This is a genomic window from Streptomyces spiroverticillatus (assembly GCA_014650415.1).
Taxonomy (GTDB): Bacteria; Actinomycetota; Actinomycetes; order Streptomycetales; family Streptomycetaceae; genus Streptomyces; species Streptomyces spiroverticillatus.
Window position 1 is genome coordinate 43,651 of sequence record BMUX01000013.1, and the last position, 18,412, is coordinate 62,062.

Annotated in this window: 20 protein-coding genes; 11 read left to right on the forward strand and 9 right to left on the reverse strand. The window is 71.9% G+C overall.

The features are described 5' to 3' along the window. Positions 1 to 62 precede the first annotated feature (62 nt). Entirely contained in the window at positions 63 to 452 is a 390-nt protein-coding gene (locus IE269_RS29345; protein WP_189826227.1) for a VOC family protein, read from the reverse strand. Next, positions 449 to 1,462 (reverse strand): SDR family oxidoreductase, encoded by a 1,014-nt coding sequence (locus IE269_RS29350; RefSeq protein WP_189826228.1) that lies wholly within the window; start codon positions 1,460 to 1,462, stop codon positions 449 to 451. Before IE269_RS29350 ends, IE269_RS29345 begins: the two co-directional genes overlap by 4 nt. Before the next feature lie 65 nt (positions 1,463 to 1,527). Here IE269_RS29350 and IE269_RS29355 point away from each other — a divergent pair, with 65 nt between their 5' ends. The 7 genes from IE269_RS29355 to IE269_RS29385 all read left to right on the forward strand — a co-directional run bounded on the left by IE269_RS29355 (position 1,528) and on the right by IE269_RS29385 (position 7,610). Then, entirely contained in the window at positions 1,528 to 2,385 is an 858-nt protein-coding gene (locus IE269_RS29355; RefSeq protein ID WP_189826229.1) for a HipA family kinase, read from the forward strand. Further along, positions 2,382 to 2,816, forward strand: a complete 435-nt coding sequence (locus tag IE269_RS29360) for a DUF3037 domain-containing protein (protein ID WP_229898349.1) — start codon at positions 2,382 to 2,384, stop codon at positions 2,814 to 2,816. The genes IE269_RS29355 and IE269_RS29360 overlap by 4 nt, the downstream gene beginning before the upstream one ends. Before the next feature lie 156 nt (positions 2,817 to 2,972). Further along, positions 2,973 to 3,734 carry a 3-oxoacyl-ACP reductase FabG gene (gene fabG / locus IE269_RS29365; protein WP_189826230.1) on the forward strand — a complete coding sequence of 254 codons (762 nt, stop codon included), beginning with the start codon at positions 2,973 to 2,975 and terminating at the stop codon, positions 3,732 to 3,734. A gap of 27 nt (positions 3,735 to 3,761) precedes the next feature. Further along, positions 3,762 to 4,523, forward strand: coding sequence for an SDR family oxidoreductase (locus IE269_RS29370; RefSeq protein ID WP_189826231.1), 762 nt, complete (start codon positions 3,762 to 3,764; stop codon positions 4,521 to 4,523). Between the two features lie 160 nt (positions 4,524 to 4,683). Then, positions 4,684 to 6,273 (forward strand): ABC transporter substrate-binding protein, encoded by a 1,590-nt coding sequence (locus IE269_RS29375; RefSeq protein WP_189826232.1) that lies wholly within the window; start codon positions 4,684 to 4,686, stop codon positions 6,271 to 6,273. A gap of 97 nt (positions 6,274 to 6,370) precedes the next feature. Then, positions 6,371 to 7,054, forward strand: a complete 684-nt coding sequence (locus tag IE269_RS29380; RefSeq protein ID WP_189826233.1) for a uracil-DNA glycosylase — start codon at positions 6,371 to 6,373, stop codon at positions 7,052 to 7,054. A 76-nt stretch (positions 7,055 to 7,130) separates the two neighbouring features. Then, entirely contained in the window at positions 7,131 to 7,610 is a 480-nt protein-coding gene (locus IE269_RS29385) for a hypothetical protein (protein WP_189826391.1), read from the forward strand. Between the two features lie 46 nt (positions 7,611 to 7,656). On the opposite strand, the gene IE269_RS29390 is transcribed toward IE269_RS29385, so the two are convergent. Together IE269_RS29390 and IE269_RS29395 are read right to left on the reverse strand one after the other, a co-directional pair. Next, a complete protein-coding gene (locus IE269_RS29390; protein WP_189826234.1) occupies positions 7,657 to 8,163 on the reverse strand; it encodes a hypothetical protein in 507 nt (168 codons plus the stop codon). A 103-nt stretch (positions 8,164 to 8,266) separates the two neighbouring features. Continuing rightward, complete coding sequence (locus IE269_RS29395; RefSeq protein ID WP_189826235.1) at positions 8,267 to 8,899, reverse strand: TetR/AcrR family transcriptional regulator; 633 nt, start codon at positions 8,897 to 8,899, stop codon at positions 8,267 to 8,269. Positions 8,900 to 8,977: 78 nt separating this feature from the next. On the opposite strand from IE269_RS29395, the gene IE269_RS29400 reads away from it, so the two are divergent. Further along, entirely contained in the window at positions 8,978 to 10,216 is a 1,239-nt protein-coding gene (locus IE269_RS29400; RefSeq protein WP_189826236.1) for an FAD-dependent monooxygenase, read from the forward strand. A gap of 20 nt (positions 10,217 to 10,236) precedes the next feature. Beyond that, positions 10,237 to 11,142: a Gfo/Idh/MocA family protein gene (locus tag IE269_RS29405; protein ID WP_189826237.1), complete on the forward strand. Its 906-nt coding sequence runs from the start codon at positions 10,237 to 10,239 to the stop codon at positions 11,140 to 11,142. Here IE269_RS29405 and lnt read toward each other — a convergent pair. Both lnt and IE269_RS29415 read right to left on the reverse strand, forming a co-directional pair. Then, positions 11,087 to 12,700 carry an apolipoprotein N-acyltransferase gene (gene lnt / locus IE269_RS29410; RefSeq protein WP_189826238.1) on the reverse strand — a complete coding sequence of 538 codons (1,614 nt, stop codon included), beginning with the start codon at positions 12,698 to 12,700 and terminating at the stop codon, positions 11,087 to 11,089. The two genes, IE269_RS29405 and lnt, sit on opposite strands and share 56 nt — an antisense overlap. A 119-nt stretch (positions 12,701 to 12,819) precedes the next feature. Next, entirely contained in the window at positions 12,820 to 13,299 is a 480-nt protein-coding gene (locus IE269_RS29415) for a nuclear transport factor 2 family protein (protein ID WP_189826239.1), read from the reverse strand. A gap of 154 nt (positions 13,300 to 13,453) precedes the next feature. Between IE269_RS29415 and IE269_RS29420 the strand changes: the two genes are divergently transcribed. Further along, positions 13,454 to 14,425 carry a S8 family peptidase gene (locus IE269_RS29420; RefSeq protein WP_229898350.1) on the forward strand — a complete coding sequence of 324 codons (972 nt, stop codon included), beginning with the start codon at positions 13,454 to 13,456 and terminating at the stop codon, positions 14,423 to 14,425. A 29-nt stretch (positions 14,426 to 14,454) separates the two neighbouring features. Here IE269_RS29420 and IE269_RS29425 read toward each other — a convergent pair whose 3' ends face one another. Continuing rightward, on the reverse strand, positions 14,455 to 15,330 hold the full coding sequence (locus IE269_RS29425) for an undecaprenyl-diphosphate phosphatase (protein WP_189826240.1): 876 nt from the start codon (positions 15,328 to 15,330) through the stop codon (positions 14,455 to 14,457). Positions 15,331 to 15,474: 144 nt separating this feature from the next. After that, the gene (locus tag IE269_RS29430; RefSeq protein WP_189826241.1) at positions 15,475 to 16,377 is read right to left on the reverse strand and encodes a TVP38/TMEM64 family protein; all 903 of its coding nucleotides are present in this window, start codon (positions 16,375 to 16,377) and stop codon (positions 15,475 to 15,477) included. A 49-nt stretch (positions 16,378 to 16,426) separates the two neighbouring features. Between IE269_RS29430 and IE269_RS29435 the strand changes: the two genes are divergently transcribed. Beyond that, the gene (locus IE269_RS29435) at positions 16,427 to 17,143 is read left to right on the forward strand and encodes a DNA alkylation repair protein (RefSeq protein ID WP_189826242.1); all 717 of its coding nucleotides are present in this window, start codon (positions 16,427 to 16,429) and stop codon (positions 17,141 to 17,143) included. A gap of 54 nt (positions 17,144 to 17,197) precedes the next feature. Here IE269_RS29435 and tuf read toward each other — a convergent pair whose 3' ends face one another. Beyond that, on the reverse strand, positions 17,198 to 18,370 hold the full coding sequence (gene tuf, locus IE269_RS29440; protein WP_189826243.1) for an elongation factor Tu: 1,173 nt from the start codon (positions 18,368 to 18,370) through the stop codon (positions 17,198 to 17,200). Positions 18,371 to 18,412 lie beyond the last annotated feature (42 nt).

The following is an 18,412-nucleotide window of genomic DNA, read 5'->3' on the forward strand; positions in this document are numbered from 1 at the left end:
CCCGGCAGACACCGCGAAGGGGCGGGCCGGAAGTGCTCCGGCCCGCCCCTTCGCCGTACGTCCTAGGGCTGGGTGGCGATCTGCACCAGGTTGCCGCAGGTGTCGTCCAGGACGGCGACCCAGACCGGGCCCGCCTCCATCGGCTCCACGGTGAAGCGCACCCCGAGCGCGCTCAGCCGCTCGAACTCCGCCTTCACGTCGTCCACCGTGAACTGCACCGCCGGAATCCCGTCCGCGACCAGCGCCTTCTTGTAGGCCTGCGCGGCGGGGTGCTTGTCGGGCTCAAGCAGCAGCTCGGTGCCCCCGGGGTCCTCCGCCGACACCACGGTCAGCCAGCGGTCCTCGCCGCCCACCGGCACGTCGTGCTTCGTCACGAAGCCCAGCTTGTCCGTGTAGAAGCTCAGCGCCTTGGCCTGGTCGTCGACGAAGACGCTGGTGATGGTGATCCTCATGCGGTGCTCTCCGGTACGTCGGGCCCCCGCCGGCAGGGGGTCGGGGCAGGGAACACGCCCAGTCTCCACGCATCCGCGCCGGGCCGCCCGCTCCAGCTGTCCGGCCGGGTGCCATCGACATCGGTGAAGCCGTACTCCACCGCGAGCCGCGCCGAGGTCAGCGACTGCTGGTTCCACTTCCGCCGATCGGGATCGGCCGCCAGAGCGGCCACCGCACGCCCCACGTAACGCGGCGACTCCGACGCGGCGAACCCCTCGGGGGCGGTCGGCAGGCCCCCGGGCCGGTCCGGCAGCAGGGCGTCGCGCCAGGTCTCCTCGTCGACACCGAAGTTGTCCAGCATCATCTCCGAACGCAGCCAGCCCGGGGTGAGCGCGAGCGCGGTGGCCCCGTACGGCGCCAGCTCGTGGCCCTGGGAGAAGGCCAGCCGGTTCACGGCCGCCTTGGCCAGATCGTAGAAGACGGAGATCCGGTACCAGGAGGCGTTGATCTCGCGGGTCCCGTCCGTCACCTCCACCAGCAGCCCGCCGGGCCGCTCGATGAGCAGCGGCAGCAGTTGGTGCGAGGTGATCAGATGGGTGTCGACGGCGAGCCGCAGCAGCCGCATCCCGTCGTCGAGATCGAGCTCCCACAGGGGCGTGTTCCACCGCGCCGGACCGCCCTTGAGCAGCTCGCCGCCCCAGATGTCGTTCACCAGCACATCAAGACGCCCGAACTCCTCCCGCACCCGCCCGGCAAGCCCCGCCACCTGCCCCGAATCAAGGTGATCCACCTGCACGGCGACCCCTCGCCCACCCAGCCGGGTGACCAGCTCCGCCGTCTCCTCGACCGTCTCGGGCCGGTCGTAGTCGGACGCCCCGCTGCCGTGCACACGGCTGCTGCGCCCCGTGCAGACGACCGTCGCCCCGGCCTCACCGAGCGCGGCGGCGATGCCCCGTCCGGCCCCGCGCGTCGCCCCCGCCACGACGGCGACCCGGCCGTCCAGTGCCTTCGGATCGGGTGACCACACCATGCTCCGACTATGACAGGAGCCGGGCGCACGGTCTCGGGCGCGGACCGTCCGGCTAGCCTGACGGCATGCTCACCGAAGTCACAGCGACCCGCTACATCACGCCCCTGCGTGAGGGCGGCTCGCTCCCCGGAATCGTCGAGGCCGACGACCTGGGTACGTACGTCATGAAATTCACCGGCGCCGGACAGGGGCGCAAGACGCTCGTCGCCGAGGTCATCTGCGGGGAGCTGGGGCGCAGGCTCGGGCTGCGGGTGCCGCGGCTGGTGGCCATGGAGCTGGACCCGGTCATCGGTCTTGGCGAGCCCGACCAGGAGGTGCAGGAGCTGCTCAAGGCGAGCGGCGGGCTGAACCTCGGGATGGACTTCCTGCCGGGGTCGATCGGTTTTGACCCGCTGGCGTACGAGGTCGGGTCCGGGGAGGCGGGCGCGGTCGTGTGGTTCGACGCGCTCATCAACAACGTCGACCGCTCCTGGCGCAACCCCAACATGATGGTCTGGCACGGCGACCTGTGGCTCATCGACCACGGCGCCACCATGATCTGGCACCACAACTGGCCCACCGCCGCCACCGCTTCGGCCAAGCCCTACAACGCCTCCGACCACGCGCTGGCCCGCTTCCGGCCCGACATCGCGGCGGCCGCCGCCAAGCTGGCGCCGCTGGTGACGGAGGAACTGCTCACCGAGGTCACCGCCCAGGTGCCCGACGTATGGCTGGCCGACGAGCCCGGCTTCGACAGCACCGACGCGCTGCGCCGGGCGTACGTGGACGCGCTGCTGCCGCGCGCGGCGACCGTGCACGAGCGGATCGTCCTGGAGGCGCCGACCGAGGACCGGCCCTCGCAGGCGCCCGGCTGGCTGAAGGAGCGGCTGAAGCCGCTGCCGCACCCCACGAAGAAGGCCCAGCAGGACGGCGGCGAGAAGTGAGCGAGCAGTTGAGTGTGAAGGCCCCCGTCCCGCCGAGTGCCAAGGACCCCGTCCAGCGGCACGTCTTCGAGTACGCGCTGCTGCGCGTCGTGCCGCGTGTGGAGCGCGGCGAGATGTTCAACGCGGGGGTCATGGTCTACTGCCGGGCCAAGTCGTACGCGGCCGCCCTCACCCACCTCGACGAGGAGAAGCTGCGGGTGCTCGACCCGGGTGCCGACGTCGTGGGCGTCCGGGCCGCGCTGCACGCGGTGGAGGGCCTCTGCGGGGGCGGCGAGGCGGCGGGACAGGCGGCCGGTGACGAACCGGGGCGGCGGTTCCGGTGGCTGAGCGCGCCGCGCTCCGCCGTCGTACAGCCCGGACCCGTGCACACCGGACTGACGGCCGATCCGCAGGCGGAGCTGGAACGGCTGCTCGACCTGCTGGTCCGCTGACACGGGTGGACACCGTGTGACCTTCGTCGGGTACCGGGGCGGCCGTTGACACCGGGTGCCGTGGCTTCTAGCGTCACGACTGCTGAGGCTACTAAGCGGTTGCTCAGCAGTTGAGCGGTCCCCCGGGACCGGTTCCCAAGGGCGAGGAGAACAGGGATGTCCACCACCGAGCAGCGCGTTGCGATCGTGACCGGGGCGGCGCGCGGCATTGGCGCCGCCACCGCCGTACGGCTCGCGGCCGAGGGGCGCGCCGTGGCCGTGCTCGACCTCGACGAGGCGGCCTGCGCCGAGACCGTCGAGCAGATCACCAAGGCGGGCGGCAAGGCCCTCGCGGTCGGCTGCGACGTGTCCGACGAGGCGCAGGTGGAGGCCGCCGTGGCGCGCGTCGCCGCCGAGCTGGGCGCGCCGACCATCCTGGTCAACAACGCGGGCGTGCTCCGCGACAACCTGCTCTTCAAGATGAGTGCCCTGGACTGGGACATGGTCATGGGCGTCCACCTCAAGGGCGCGTTCCTGATGTCGCGGGCGGTGCAGAAGCACATGGTGGACGCGAAGTTCGGCCGGATCGTCAACCTGTCGTCGTCCTCGGCGCTCGGCAACCGCGGCCAGGTCAACTACTCCGCCGCCAAGGCCGGACTCCAGGGCTTCACCAAGACCCTCGCCAAGGAGCTCGGCAAGTTCGGCGTCACCGCCAACGCCGTCGCCCCCGGCTTCATCGTCACCGAGATGACCGCGCAGACCGCCGCCCGCGTCGGCATGGGCTTCGAGGACTTCCAGGCCGCCGCCGCCACCCAGATCCCGGTGCAGCGCGTCGGGCGCCCCGAGGACATCGCCAACGCCATCGCCTTCTTCACCGGCGAGGAGGCGGGCTTCGTCTCCGGCCAGGTCATGTACGTCGCCGGTGGACCCCTCAACTGACCTGCCGAGCCAAGGGACTTCGAGCACATGAGTGAAGCAGTGCAGGACAGCGGCAAGGTCGCCCTCATCACCGGTGCCAGCCGCGGCATCGGCTACGGCGTCGCGGAGGCCCTGGTCGCCCGCGGCGACCGGGTGTGCATCACCGGACGCAACGAGGACGCCCTCAAGGAGGCCGTCGAGAAGCTCGGCTTTGACCGTGCGATCGGCGTCGCCGGCAAGGCGGCCGACGAGGAGCACCAGGCCGTCGCCGTGGCGCGCACCATGGAGGCGTTCGGCCGGGTCGACTTCCTGGTCAACAACGCGGGGACGAACCCGGTGTTCGGCCCGATGGCCGACATGGACCTGAACGTCGCCCGCAAGGTCTACGAGACCAACGTCATCTCGGCGCTCGGCTTCGCCCAGCAGACCTGGAAGGCCTGGCAGTCCGCGAACGGCGGGGCGATCGTCAACATCGCCTCGGTGGCGGGCGTCTCGGCCTCGCCGTTCATCGGCGCGTACGGCATGAGCAAGGCCGCGATGATCAACCTCACCGTCCAGCTCGCGCACGAATTCGCCCCGCTGGTGCGGGTCAACGCCATCGCGCCGGCCGTGGTGAAGACCAAGTTCGCGCAGGCGCTCTACGAGGGCCGCGAGGAGGAAGCGGCGGCGGCGTACCCGCTCGGCAGGCTCGGCGTGCCCTCCGACATCGGCGGCGCGGCGGCCTTCCTCACCTCCGCGCAGTCGGACTGGATCACAGGGCAGACGCTCGTCGTGGACGGCGGGATCTTCCTCAACGCCGGTGTCGGCTGAGGAGCATTGGTGAAGACGGGTGCGCGGTAGTTCCCCTCGCACCCGGCTTGGGCGGAATTCTGTGTTCCTTCCCTGTGACGGCTCGCTGGACAACCACGTTGCTCCGGCGGGCCGTTGAGGTATGGTCTGCCGATCCCACGGCTGAACGAGGAGCGTGCACGTGTTTGACCGGGCCAGGAGACTGCGGGCTGCCGCAGCCCTCACGTCCATATCCCTGCTGGCGGGCTGCGGGGTGCTGACCGACGAGGGTTCCGACACGGAACACCGGTTGAGCGTGGGCACCACGAGCAAACCGAGCACACTGGACCCGGCGGGCGCCTGGGACGGCTCCTGGGAGCTCTACCGCAACGTCTTCCAGACCCTGCTGAGCTATCCCACCGGCACCGTGTCCCCCTCCCCGGACGCCGCGCAGACGTGCGGCTTCGCGGACACCGCCCACCGCGTCTACGCCTGCACGCTCAAGGAGGGCCTGACCTTCTCCGACGGCACCGCGCTCGACGCCGACGCCGTCCGGCACTCCATCGAGCGCATCGTGAAGATCAACGCCGACGGCGGTCCGTCGGGCCTGCTCAGCAGCCTCGACAAGGTCGAGACGCAGGGCAAGCAGAAGGTCGTCTTCCGGCTCAACAAGCCCGACGCCACCTTCCCGTTCGTCCTCGCCACCCCGGGCATGTCGCTGGTCAGCCCGGCCGCGTACCCGTCCACCAAGCTGCGCGAGGACGACTCGCTGGTCGGCTCGGGCCCGTACACCTTGAAGGCCTACCGCGCCGAGGGCGCCGACTCCGGCGCGGACCTGGAGCGCAACGAGTCCTACAAGGGCTTCGCCGACCGCAAGAACGACGCGGTGACCATCCGCTACTTCGACGACTCCGCGAAGATGGTCAAGGCGCTCAAGGACAAGCAGATCGACGCCACCTTCCGCGGTCTGACCGCCGAGCAGGTCGTCGGCCTCCAGGACCAGGCGGACGGGCCGATCCACGTCACCGAGTCGCCCGGCTCCGAGATCCACTACCTGGTCTTCAACCCGAAGGACAAGTACGCCGCCAAGCCGGCCGTCCGCCGGGCCATCGCCCAGCTCGTCGACCGGCCCACCCTCGTGGAGAAGGTCTACAAGGGCACCGCCGAACCGCTCTACTCGATGGTGCCGACCGGCATCGCCGGGCACACCACCGACTTCTTCGACGAGTACGGCAGGGCCGACGCCGCCCAGGCGAAGCGCATCCTGCGCACCGCGGGCATCACCGAACGCGTGCCGCTCGCCTTCTGGTTCCCCACCGACCGCTACGGCTCCGCGACCGCCCTGGAGTTCGCCGAGCTGAAGCGGCAGCTGGAGGCCTCCGGGCTGTTCGAGGTCACGGTGAAGGGGCTGCCCTGGAAGGAGTTCCAGAAGGGCGTGCAGAAGGGCTCCTTCCCCGTCTTCGGCCGCGGCTGGGCGCCGGACTACCCGGACCCCGACAGCTTCGTCTCGCCGTTCGTCGGCAAGCGCAACGCGATCTCCACCCCGTACGTCGTCCCCGAGATCACCGGCGAGCTGCTGCCCAAGTCGCGCCGCGAGATCAAGCGCGAGAACGCCACCGACTACTTCGTGCGCGCCCAGGAGGTGCTGATGCACGACGCCCGGCTGCTGCCGCTGTGGCAGGGCAAGATGTACGTCGCCGCCCTGGAGGACGTCGGCGGCACCGAGCTCACGCTCGACCCGCAGACCGTCATGCAGGTGTGGGAGCTGTACCGCAAGACCAGCTGGGACTAGGGGTACGGAGGGGTACGCACGGGGCTCGGGCGGCGTTGTCAGTGGTGGCCGGTAGGTTCTTTGCCAGAGAACGAATCGCTCACCGGAGGTTGTTGACGTGACGGACATCCAGATGCTGCCCGAGTCCTGGCGCGGGGTCCTCGGCGAAGAGCTGGAGAAGCCCTACTTCAAGGAGCTCATGGAGTTCGTCGAGGAGGAGCGGGCGGCCGGCCCGGTCTACCCCCCGCGCGAGCAGGTCTTCGCCGCTCTGGAGGCCACCCCCTACGACCAGGTGAAGGTCCTGGTCCTCGGCCAGGACCCGTACCACGGCGAGGGCCAGGGGCACGGGCTGTGCTTCTCCGTGCAGCCCGGCGTCAAGACACCCCCCTCGCTGCGCAACATCTACAAGGAGATGCACGAGGAGCTGGGCACCCCGATCCCGGACAACGGCTACCTGATGCCGTGGGCCGAGCAGGGCGTCCTGCTGCTCAACGCGGTCCTCACCGTCCGCAAGGCCGAGGCCAACTCGCACAAGGGCAAGGGCTGGGAGAAGTTCACCGACGCCGTCATCCGCGCGGTGGCGGACCGCCCCGACCCGGCCGTCTTCGTGCTGTGGGGCAACTACGCGCAGAAGAAGCTCCCGCTGATCGACGCCGAGCGGCACGCGATCGTCAAGGGCGCTCACCCGTCCCCGCTGTCCGCGAAGAAGTGGTGGGGCTCGCGCCCCTTCACCCAGATCAACGCCGCCGTCGCCGAGCAGGGCCACGAGGCGATCGACTGGACCATCCCGAACCTGGGCTGAGCCTGAGCCCGATCGTCCCCGCCTGCGGCTAGCGTCACGGGGACAGTCGATGACAGCGTGCGCAGCGGAGGCCGCAGTGGTGGAGCAGCAGGAGGCGTCGGGGGACGCCGTGATGACCAGGATCGGGCAGACGGCGATCCTGCTGCACGCCGGTGACCGGCAGGAGGCCCGCAGCAGGTTCGAGGCGCTGTGGGAGGAGCTGGGCACGCAGGGCGACCCCTGGCACCGCTGCATGGCCGCGCACTACCTGGCCGACGCGCAGGACGACCCCCGGGACGAACTGCTGTGGGACCTGCGGGCGTTGGCGGCCGCCGACGGGCGCGACGGCGGCCGGGGAGGCGAACGCCCGTCGGCGGAGCTGCACGGCTTCCGCCCCTCCCTGCACCTGGGCCTGGCCGCCGACTACGTGAAGCTGGGCCGCCCGGAGGCCGCCCGCATCCATCTGAGCCGGGCCCGCGCCCTGTCCGACGCGCTGACGGAGCAGGGGCGCCCGGCGCTGGGGGTGCGGGAGGCCATCGGGCGGCTGGAGGCGAGGCTGGCGGGGGAGCCGGGCTAGCCGAGAGCGGGGCCGGCCGAGGGGCGGGGCCGGCCGAGGGGCGGGGTCAACCCCCGTACGTCTCGCGGCAGATGCGGGCCTCCGGGCTGTTCGGCTTCCAGCCGCCGTAGCCGGTGCCCAGCGCGCACACGTCCGCCGCCGAGGTGGGCAGCTTGGGCAGAGCGGGCTTCTTGCGGTCCGGTTCGTGGTGGGGCTTGGGCTTCTTGTGCGGGGCGGATTCGGGGGCCGCGGCCCGGCGCGCGGGCGGCTGCGCAGGCGCGTCGGTGTCGGCGTGGTGGCGGGGTTCGCGGGGCACGGGCGGGGCGGCGGCGGGTTCGGGGGCGCGCTCGGAGGGCAGCAGGGCCGCTTCGAGCACCTCGTGGACGGGGGCCTCGACCAGCTCCTCGGGATCGCCGCCGTTCCCGATCAGGTGGGGCAGCTGGGGCGGGCGCGGCTGCTGGGCGGCGGGGGACTGGGCCGCGGGCGGGGCGGGCTGCCCGGCTCCCGCGGACACACAGCCCGACACGGCCGACACGGCGACCCCCACCAGAAGGGTCGCGGCGGTTCTCGTCACGGTTCTTGTTCGGTGCACCCGCGCAACTCTGCTGATCGCGGCCCCCGTTGGGGAAGCCGGGAAGCCGATATTGCCCCACATGAGTGACGTGCGGGCCAGGTGCTTACGTACGGTACGGAAGGGTCTGCGCACCCAGCATCCCGCGCAGCAACTCGCCGAACCCGGTGCGCAGTTCCTCCCTGGTCGGCACCGACGCGTGGTACGAGCCCGCCGCGCAGGAGTACATCAGCCCCTCCACCCACGCGACCAGTGACAGCGTGTGCCGCTCGGGCTCCTTCGAACCGGCCGCCGTCATCAGCGCGACCAGCGGCTCCCGGAAGCCCGCCCGGCCCGTCGCGTCGTAGAACTCCCGCAGCTCGGGTCTGCGGGTGGCTTCCAGGCCCAGTTCGTACCGGGCGATCAGCAGGGAGCGGTGCTCGGTCAGATACCGGTGCAGGACGTGGGAGAGCAGGTCCACGAGCCGGTCGAGGTCGAGTGCGGCACCCGGTCCCGGAAGCGCGCCCACCCCCAACGCCTCGCCCTCCACCACGGCCAGCCTGCGCACCGCGAGCTCCAGCAGGGCCTGCCGGGTGCGGGCGCAGTTGGAGGTCGAGCCCTGCGGCAGGCCCGCCGTCTCGTCGACGGCCCGGTGGGTGAGCCCGCGCATTCCGCGCTCGACCAGGAGCGTCAGCGCGGCGTCGGCGATGCGCTCGGTGCGGGAGGCGGCGGGGGAGTCCGGGGAGGTGGGTGCGGTCATGGGGCCAATCTACCGCGCTCACTACATGTGTAGTAGCGTTCGAGAGGTCACTACAGGTGTAGTCACCCAGGAGGCGTCATGTCCCCGCACCAGCCCCGGACCCCGCACCAGCCCCGCCGCGCCGTCGTCGTCGGCAGCGGAATCGGCGGACTCACCGCTGCCGTCGCCCTCCACCAAGGCGGCCGGCAGGTCACCGTCCTGGAGCGGGCCGCCTCCCTGGAGCCGGTCGGCGCGGGCATCGGCCTCGCCCCCAACTCCCTGCGCGCCCTGGACGTCCTCGGCCTCGGCGACACCGTCCGCGAGCTCGCGGCCTGGCAGGGCGAGGGCGGGATGCGCGCCCCGAACGGCCGCTGGCTCTCCCGTATGGACAGCGCCGCCGCAGCCGAACGCTTCGGCGGACCCCTGGTGCTGCTGCACCGCGCCACCCTCGTGGACGTCCTGCGCTCCGCACTGCCCGAGGGCATCATCCGCACCGGCGCCGCCGCCTCGCTGGTCGACGCGGGCGAGCCGGGCGGCCGGCCCGCCCTGGTCCGTACCGACGAAGGCGACATCGAGGCCGACCTCGTCGTCGGGGCCGACGGCGTGCGCTCGGGCGTCCGGAGCGTCCTCTTCCCCGAGCACCCCGGGGCCGTCTACGCCGGGTTCACCACCTGGCGGGTCGTCGTCCCCGCACCCGCTGAGCCCTTCGCGCCGCACGAGACCTGGGGGCGCGGACGGCTCTGGGGCACCCAGCCGCTCAAGGACGGCCGGATCTACGCGTACGGGGCCGCCCGCACCCCCGCCGGAGGCCGCTCCGCCGACGGCGAGAAGGCCGAACTGCTGCGCCGCTTCGGCGACTGGCACCACCCGATCCCGCAGATCGTCGCCGCCACCGAGGAGTCCGGCGTTCTGCGGCACGACGTCTTCCACATGAGCACCCCGCTCGACTCCTTCCACCGCGGCCGCACCGTCCTCATCGGCGACGCCGCGCACGCCATGTGCCCGACCATGGGCCAGGGCGGCAACCAGTCCATCGAGGACGGCGTCGTCCTCGGCCACCACCTCGACCCGGCCGCGGACCTCGGGGCGGGGCTCGCCGCCTTCACCGCGGACCGGCTGCCCCGCACCACCGGCATCGTCGCCAAGTCCGCGAAGATCGCCGGGCTGGCCATGCTGGACAGCGCACCCGGCACCGCCGTCCGCAACGCCGTGCTCAGGCTCGCGAGCCTGGGCCCCTCCGCGCTCGCCCTGCGGGCCTTCGACGGAGTCTGCGACTGGCGTCCCCCGCAGCGCACGTATGCTGCCGGGACACCCGTTCACCAGGCACAACAGGCCTAGCACCACAGAGGGAGACCCCCGTGAAGATCGGCGTCATCGGCCTCGGCGACATCGCGCAGAAGGCGTACCTGCCCGTCTTCGCGACCCTTCCGGGGGTCGAGATCCACCTCCAGACCCGTACGGCCGCCAAGCTGGCCCAGGTCGCGGAGACCCACCGCATCCCCACCTCCCAGACCCACACCACGCTCGACGGACTCCTCGCGCAGGGCCTGGACGCCGCGTTCGTGCACGCGTCGACGTCCGCGCACCCCGAGCTGGTCACCGCACTGCTGGAGGCGGGCGTCCCGACGTACGTCGACAAGCCCCTCGCCTACGAACTGGCCGACTCCGTACGGCTGGTGGAGCTCGCCGAGGAGCGCGGGGTCAGCCTCGCCGTCGGCTTCAACCGCCGCCTGGCCCCCGGCTACGCGCAGTGCGCCGACCACCCGCGCGACCTGATCCTGATGCAGAAGAACCGGGTCGGCCTGCCCGAGGAGCCGCGCACCTTCGTCCTCGACGACTTCATCCACGTCGTCGACACCCTGCGCTTCCTGGCCCCCGGCGAGATCGACCACGTCGACGTGCGCGCACGCATGGTGGACGGCCTGCTGCACCACGTCGTTCTCCAGCTCTCCGGCGACGGCTTCACCGCCATCGGCACCATGAACCACATGTCCGGCTCCACCGAGGAGATCCTCGAGGTCGCGGGCCAGGACACCAAGCGGCAGGTCGTCAACCTCGCCGAGGTCATCGACCACAAGGGCCAGCCGAGCGTCCGCCGCCGCGGCGACTGGGTGCCCGTCGCCCGCCAGCGCGGCATCGAGCAGGCCGTCACCGGGTTCCTGGACTCCGTACGCGCCGGAAAGCTCGTCAGCGCACGCGACGCGCTCGCTACTCACGAGCTGTGCGAGCGCGTGGTACGGACAGCTCTGGAGCAGGCTTCCTGAGGCTGCGCACCCCCTCGGCGGCGAGCAGCAGCGCCAGCACGGCCATCGCCAGGTACACCGCCCAGTCCCCGAACCTCGCGTACGGGGTCAGGCCCTTCGCCAGCGGTACGTCGTAGACGGCGGCGGCGCTGCGGTCGGTGCCCAGCGGCTGCCCGATCCGGCGGCCGTCGGGCCCGTACACGCTGCTCACCCCGGTGAGCGTGGCGTGCACCATGGGCCGGCCCGTCTCGGCGGCCCGCAGCGCGGCCAGCGTCGCGTGCTGCCCGGGGGCCCAGCTGTCCTGGAAGGTGGACGTCGCGGACTGCGCGATCAGCAGGCCCGCGCCGTCCCTGACCAGGCGGCGGCTCATGTCGGGGAACGCCGACTCGAAGCAGACCAGCGGGCCCGGCCGCAGCCCGTTCGGCAGCTCCATCACCACCGGGGCCGTGCCCCGCATGCGGTCCTCGCCCGCCGCCTTGCCGACCGAGGTCGCCCAGCCGAGGAGGGCGCGCGCCGGGACGTACTCGCCGAACGGGACGAGCCGCATCTTGTCGTAGCGCGCCCCGGTCGGCCCGTCCGGGCCCACCAGCACCGACGACTTGAAGATGCCGGGCCGGTCGGAACGCCGGGCGTCCACGTTGACCAGGACGTACGCGTCCACCGCCCGGGACAGCGCGGCGATCCGCGCCGCCACGTCGGGCCGGGCCGTCAGGTCCTCGCCGACGCTGCTCTCGCCCCACACCACCAGGTCCACCCGCCGGTCGGCGAGCGTACGGGTCAGCTCCTCGCCGCGCGCCAGACGCTGCTCGGTGCTGCCGATGCCGTCGAAGACACCGGGCTGTACGACGGCGATCCGGGCGGTGCGGTCGGGCGCGGGGCGCGGGGCCCAGGCCCAGGCGGCCCCGGTGAGGACGGCGCAGGCGAGGAGGGCACAGAGGGCCGCGTTACGGGCGTGCGGCAGCGTCAGCAGGATGACGACACCGGTGTTCACCGCCACGACCAGCAGGGTCACCAGCCACACCCCGCCGAGCGAGGCCAGCCGCAGGGCGGCCGTCACGTCCCACTGCGAGGAGCCGAGCAGCCCCCAGGGACCGCCGAGCCCCTCCCAGGAGCGGGCCAGCTCCACCATCAGCCACCCCGAGGGCAGCACGGCGACGGCGGCCAGTGCACGGGGCACCGTCGGCCTGCCGCCGAGCAGGACCCGTACGAGCACACCCCACGGCAGCCACAGCAGCCCCAGCAGTGCCCCCAGCACCACGATGAACACGTGCAGGCTCGGCATCAGCCAGTGGTGCACCGCCACCACGAACCCGACCCCGCCCAGCCACCCCTCCAGTGCGGCCCGCCGCCCGGTCGGGGCCGACCGGAGCAGCAGCATCCAGGGCACGAGGGCGACGTAGGCGAACCACCACAGGCCGGGGGCGGGGAACGTGAGCACGGGCAGAGCGCCGGCCAGGAGGGCGGCGAGGGCGCGGGGCCGGGCGTGCGTGCGGGGAGCGGCTCGGGGGGTGCCCGTGGTCGCCGTGCCGTCCTGTCGCAGACGGCTCGGACGCCTGCCTGCCACCCAGTGCCTCGGCATGTCGCGCCTCCTCACCACCGGAGTGATGACCCCAGTGTGGGGGAGGGGCGGGGAGCGGGACAGTGGGCGTCGGATCGCGGGCGGGCGGGCGGGCGGGACGGTGGGCGGGACGGTGGGCTTCAGATGGCGTGCGGGCCCGTGCGCCGCCACTTCTCGTGCACGGTCACCCGGCGCACCCGCCAGGAGCCCTCCTCGGAGCGCAGCAGTTCGAAGGAGTAGCGGCCGCCGGTGACGAAGTTCGGGGCCGAGGTGCCGTCGAGCAGGCCCGACTGCTCCAGGCGCATCGGGTTGAGGTAGTCGGCCTGGAGGTCCGCCCGGTCACCCGTGTACCCGTTGAGGTCCTCCAGCCGCAGCAGCCGGTTGACGATGAGGTGCTGGCGTACGGGGAAGAGCCTCAGCATCTCCGCCAGCCACCCGGCGACCTCGACGGCCGGGCCCTCGATGCCGCCGGCCGAGCGGTAGTCGGCGCGCCCGTCGGGGGTGAACAGGGCCTGGTACGCCGTCCAGTCGGCGTCGTCCACGGCCACGGCGTAACCGGTGATCACCGCGTCGATGGCCAGCCGGTCCATAACGGTCGCGAGCTCCACACGCTGGGTCATCGGCTCAGTCTCGGGCAGCACGGGCGCGCCGCCAAGGGCCCGTGGGGCACGAGTGCTCGCCGTGCGGCGGAAAGATGCCGCTCTTACGATCGGGCAGAACTGCATATTCCGTAATGAATCGGCCACCCGCCGCTTGTTCGTCACTTCGGAAGGCATGTCCATGGGTCTGCGGCGCACCATCTCCGTCCTGCTCGCCACCGCCGTCGCCTCGGCGGCGCTGGTCACCGGCTGCGGGGGAGACGAGGCGACCCCCGACCCGATGCGCGGGAAGCAGTGGGCGCTGGACGACATCAAGCTGCTCGACGCGTGGAAGACCACCAAGGGCGACGACACGGTCATCGCGGTGGTCGACACGGGCGCGGACCTGAAGCACCCGGACCTCAAGGGCCGCTTCGTCGACGGGCACGACTTCGTCGACAACGACGACGACCCCACCGACGAGAACGGCCACGGCACCCATGTCTCCGGCATCGCCGCCGCCGCGACCGACAACGGCATCGGCATCGCGGGCGGCGCCCCGGGCGCGAAGATCATGCCGGTACGGGTGCTGGGCGCGGACGGCTCGGGCACCAACGCCAACATCACCAAGGGCATCCTCTGGGCCGCCGACCACGGGGCGGACGTCATCAACCTCTCCCTCGGCGAATCGGGTCTGATGGCGCGGCTCCTCAAGGGGGGCGTGCTGAATCCGGCCATCGCGGCGGCCCACAAGAAGGGGGCGGTGGTGGTCGCGGCGGCCGGGAACGACGGCACCGTCCTCCAGCCGTACAAGCCGCAGACGCCGGTCCTGGTCGTCGGCGCGAGCGGCCCGGCGGACAAGCCGGCCGACTTCTCGAACTTCGGGGCGCAGGACGCAGTGAGCGCGCCGGGCGTCAAGATCCTCTCGACTCTCCCCACGTACGAGACGCAGGAGACGAAGAAGAACACGTCCGGGTACGGGACGCTGGACGGGACGTCGATGGCTGCGCCCTACGTCTCCGCCGTGGCGGCCCTCCTGCACCATCAGGGGCGCACCCCGGACCAGATCATGACCGCGATCCGCTCCACGGCCCGCAACCCTCAGAAGCTCCCGAAGCTCGGCCTGGGGATCGTGGACGCGTCGGCGGCGGTGTCCTCACCGAAGTGACCGGGGCGGTCTCTGGCCAGTGCTGGGGACTACCCGGCCGATTCCCCCGCGTGCGGGCTCAGCACGTCCGTGCCCACCAGCACGAACAGCAGCACCCCGAGGGCGATCCGGTAGTACACGAACGGCATGAAGCTCTTCGTCGTGATGAACTTCATGAACCATGCGATAACCGCATATCCGACCCCGAACGCGATCAGCGTCGCGAAGACCGTCGGGCCCCACGACACATGCCCCTCGCCCACGTCCTTCAGCTCGTACACCCCCGACGCCAGCACCGCCGGAATCGCCAGCAGGAACGAGTACCGTGCCGCCGACTCCCGCGTGTACCCCATCAGCAGGCCGCCGCTGATCGTCGCCCCCGAGCGGGACACGCCCGGGATCAGGGCCAGTGCCTGGCAGAAGCCGTAGATCAGGCCGTCCTTGACCCCGAGGTCCTTCAGCGTCTTGCGGTGGTTCCCGGCGGTGTGCCGCCCCGTGTCCCGTTCCGCGCGCGCCGCCAGCCGGTCCGCGACGCCGAGTACGACGCCCATCACGATCAGCGTGGTGGCGATCAGCCGCAGGTCCCGGAAGGGGCCCTCGATCTGGTCCTTCAGCGTCACCCCGAGCACCCCGATCGGGATCGAGCCCACGATCACCAGCCAGCCCAGCTGCGCGTCGTGGTCGCTCCGCATCGACTTGTCCCGCAGCGAGCGGAACCACGCGCCCAGGATCGTCGCGATGTCCTTGCGGAAGTAGATCAGGACCGCGGTCTCGGTGCCGATCTGAGTGATCGCCGTGAAGGCGGCCCCCGGATCGTGCCAGCCCGCAAAGGCCGCCGTGAGCCGCAGATGGGCGCTGGAGGAGACCGGCAGGAACTCGGTCAGGCCCTGGACCAGACCGAGGATGAAGGATTCGAACCAGCTCATGAGGGGTCGCGCCGTCCCGAGAGAGCGCAGGGCGGTGTGCCGCAGCGCGGTGGGTGGGGTGAAGTGGTGCGCAGCGTACCCGTGGAAGGTGGCGGGAGGGTGATCAGCGGGCGTCGGGCGTGGCTCGGTGTCATCGCCCGGAATTCACTTGTTCGAGAGGGGGAGGGCGGGGGTCTTCGCGGCCTCTTCCGTCTCTGACGTCTCTTCCGTCTTCGCTTCCGATGCGGCGACCGGTGAGGTCGGCCCCGCCGATCGGCCGATCGAGTGCCGTTTGCACCACGCCACCACGACCCCCGCGATGCTCGTCACCACGATGAACGCCGTCGAGATCACGAACGCCGGCGAGGTCGGCGAGGAGGCCTCGCTGCCGGCTATGACGTACGCCAGGGTGTTGGGGATCGAGCCGAGCCCGGTGGCCGTCAGGAAGGACAGGTACCGCATCCGCGACACGGCGGCGCAGTAGTTCGCCGCGGCGAACGGCACCCCGGGGAAGAGCCGGATCGCCAGCATCGACCGGAAACCGTGCCTGCTGAGCACCCCGTCCGCCGCCAGCAGCACCCGCCCGCGCAGCATGGGCCGCAGCGCGTCCTGGCCCAGGTAGCGGCCCAGCGCGAAGGAGATGCCCGCGCCGAGGACGGTGCCGCCGATGGACGTGGTGAGCCCGAGGGCGGTGCCGAAGAGGGCGCCCGCCGCCAGGTTGAGGATCGGACGCGGTACGAAGGCGACCGTGCAGAGCCCGTACGCCACCCCGAAGAGCACGGCGGCCATGGCCCCGCCCAACTGCGGCGGCCAGCCGTCGGCCAGCATCTTCTGCGGCTCGTACAGCAGCACGGCGGTGGCCGCCGAGGCGAGCACGACCAGCAGCAGCGCGAGGCGCGCCCAGGGCGACAGCAGCACCCTGGCGAAGCGCACGACCCGCGGAGCGTCGGCGCGAGCCCCGTCCGGTCTGCCCGCGCGGGGTCCGGCCGCGTCGGAGCGGCCCGTGCACGGGTGGTCCGTGAGCGGTGCGTCCGTGCGGGGCGTGGCCCCAGTGGCGTGGTCGAACATCCCGGGAGAGTAACTGACATGCGTGTGTGATCGCCGTAATGTGCACCGCATGACCGGATTGACCCGTATGGCTGACGGCGGCCCCTCCAGCACACTCGCGGACACCGTCCTGGCGCGGCTCACCACCGAGTACCCCGCCGCGGCCGACCCGATCCGGGCCGAGAAAGCGGCTGCGTACATGAAGAACGTCGCCCCCTTCCTCGGGATCCCCACCCCCGAGCGCCGTGCCCTGTCCCGCACCGTCCTCGCCGGGATTCCGCGACCCGACGAGGCCGACTGCACGGCTCTCGCCCTGCGCTGCTGGGCGCTCCCGGAGCGCGAGTACCACTACTTCGCGGTCGACTACCTGCGCAAGCACGCCGGACGCCTGTCCTCCGGTTTCCTTCCGACGGCCCGGCACCTGATCACCACCGTCCCGTGGTGGGACACCGTCGACCTGCTCGCCGCGCACGTCGTCGGCGCACTGGTCGCCGCCGACCCCAAGCTCAAGCGCGCCATGGACGACTGGATCGGCGACGACGACCTGTGGGTCGCCCGCACCGCCCTCCTCCACCAGCTGCGCCACAAGACCGCCACCGACACCGACCGCCTCTTCGCCTACTGCGAGCGCCAGGCCTCCCACCCCGACTTCTTCGTCCGCAAGGCCATCGGCTGGTGCCTGCGCGAGTACGCGAAGACCGACCCGGCGGCCGTCCGCACCTTCGTCGAGGCCCACCGCGACACGCTCTCCCCGCTCTCGGTGCGCGAGGCCCTGAAGCACCTCTGACGTGGCGAAACAGGGCCGCACGGTCGACCGTGCGGCCCTGCCCTGCTGCCCGGACTAGCCGAGCACCTCGCTCACCGTGCCCGCGCCGACCGTGCGCCCGCCCTCACGGACCGCGAAGCCGAGGCCCGCCTCCAGGGGGACGTCGCGGCCGAGCTCGACCGTCATGGTGACGGTCTCGCCGGGCCGGGCGACGGCGGCCTCGCCCAGGTCCACGTCGCCGACCACGTCCGCCGTACGCAGATAGAACTGCGGCCGGTAGCCGGAGGTCAGCGGCGTCGAGCGGCCGCCGTCCTTCGCCGACAGCACGTGCACCTGGGCGACGAAGCGGCGCGCGGGCGTGACGCTGCCCGGCGCGGCCACCACGTGTCCGCGGCGCACCCCGTCCCGGGGCACCCCGCGCAGCAGCAGCGCCACGTTGTCGCCGGCCTGCGCGGAGTCCATCGGCTTGCCGAAGGTCTCCAGACCGGTCACCACCGTCTCGGTGTCCGCGCCCAGCACCTCCACGCGGTCGCCCACCCTGACGGTGCCGCGCTCCACGGCACCGGTCACGACGGTGCCGCGCCCGGTGATGGTGAGGACGTTCTCCACCGGGAGGAGGAAGGGCGCGTCGACGTACCTCTCGGGCATGGGTACGTACGTGTCGACCGCGTCCAGCAGCGCCTCGACGGACGCCTCCCAACGGGGGTCGCCCGCAAGGGCCTTGAGGCCGGAGACGCGGACGACCGGGGCGGCGTCGCCGCCGTAGCCGTGCGCGGTGAGCAGTTCGCGGACCTCCAGCTCGACGAGGTCGGTGAGCTCGTCGTCACCGGCGTCGGCCTTGTTGAGGGCGACGACGATGTGGTTGACGCCGACCTGCCGGGCGAGCAGGACGTGCTCGGCGGTCTGCGGCATGATGCCGTCGAGCGCGGACACCACCAGGATCGCGCCGTCCAGTTGGGCGGCCCCGGTGACCATGTTCTTGACGTAGTCGGCGTGGCCGGGCATGTCGACATGGGCGTAGTGGCGGGTGTCGGTCTCGTACTCGACGTGACTGATGTTGATGGTGATGCCGCGCAGCGCCTCCTCGGGGGCGCGGTCGATGCGGTCGAAGGGGACGAAGGTGCCGCCTCCGCGCTCGGAGAGGACCTTGGTGATGGCGGCGGTGAGCGTGGTCTTGCCGTGGTCGACGTGGCCCATGGTGCCGATGTTGAGGTGGGGCTTGGTGCGGACGTATGCCGTCTTGGGCATGACAGATGTTTCCTCTGCGGAGTGACGCGTGGTGACGCGAAG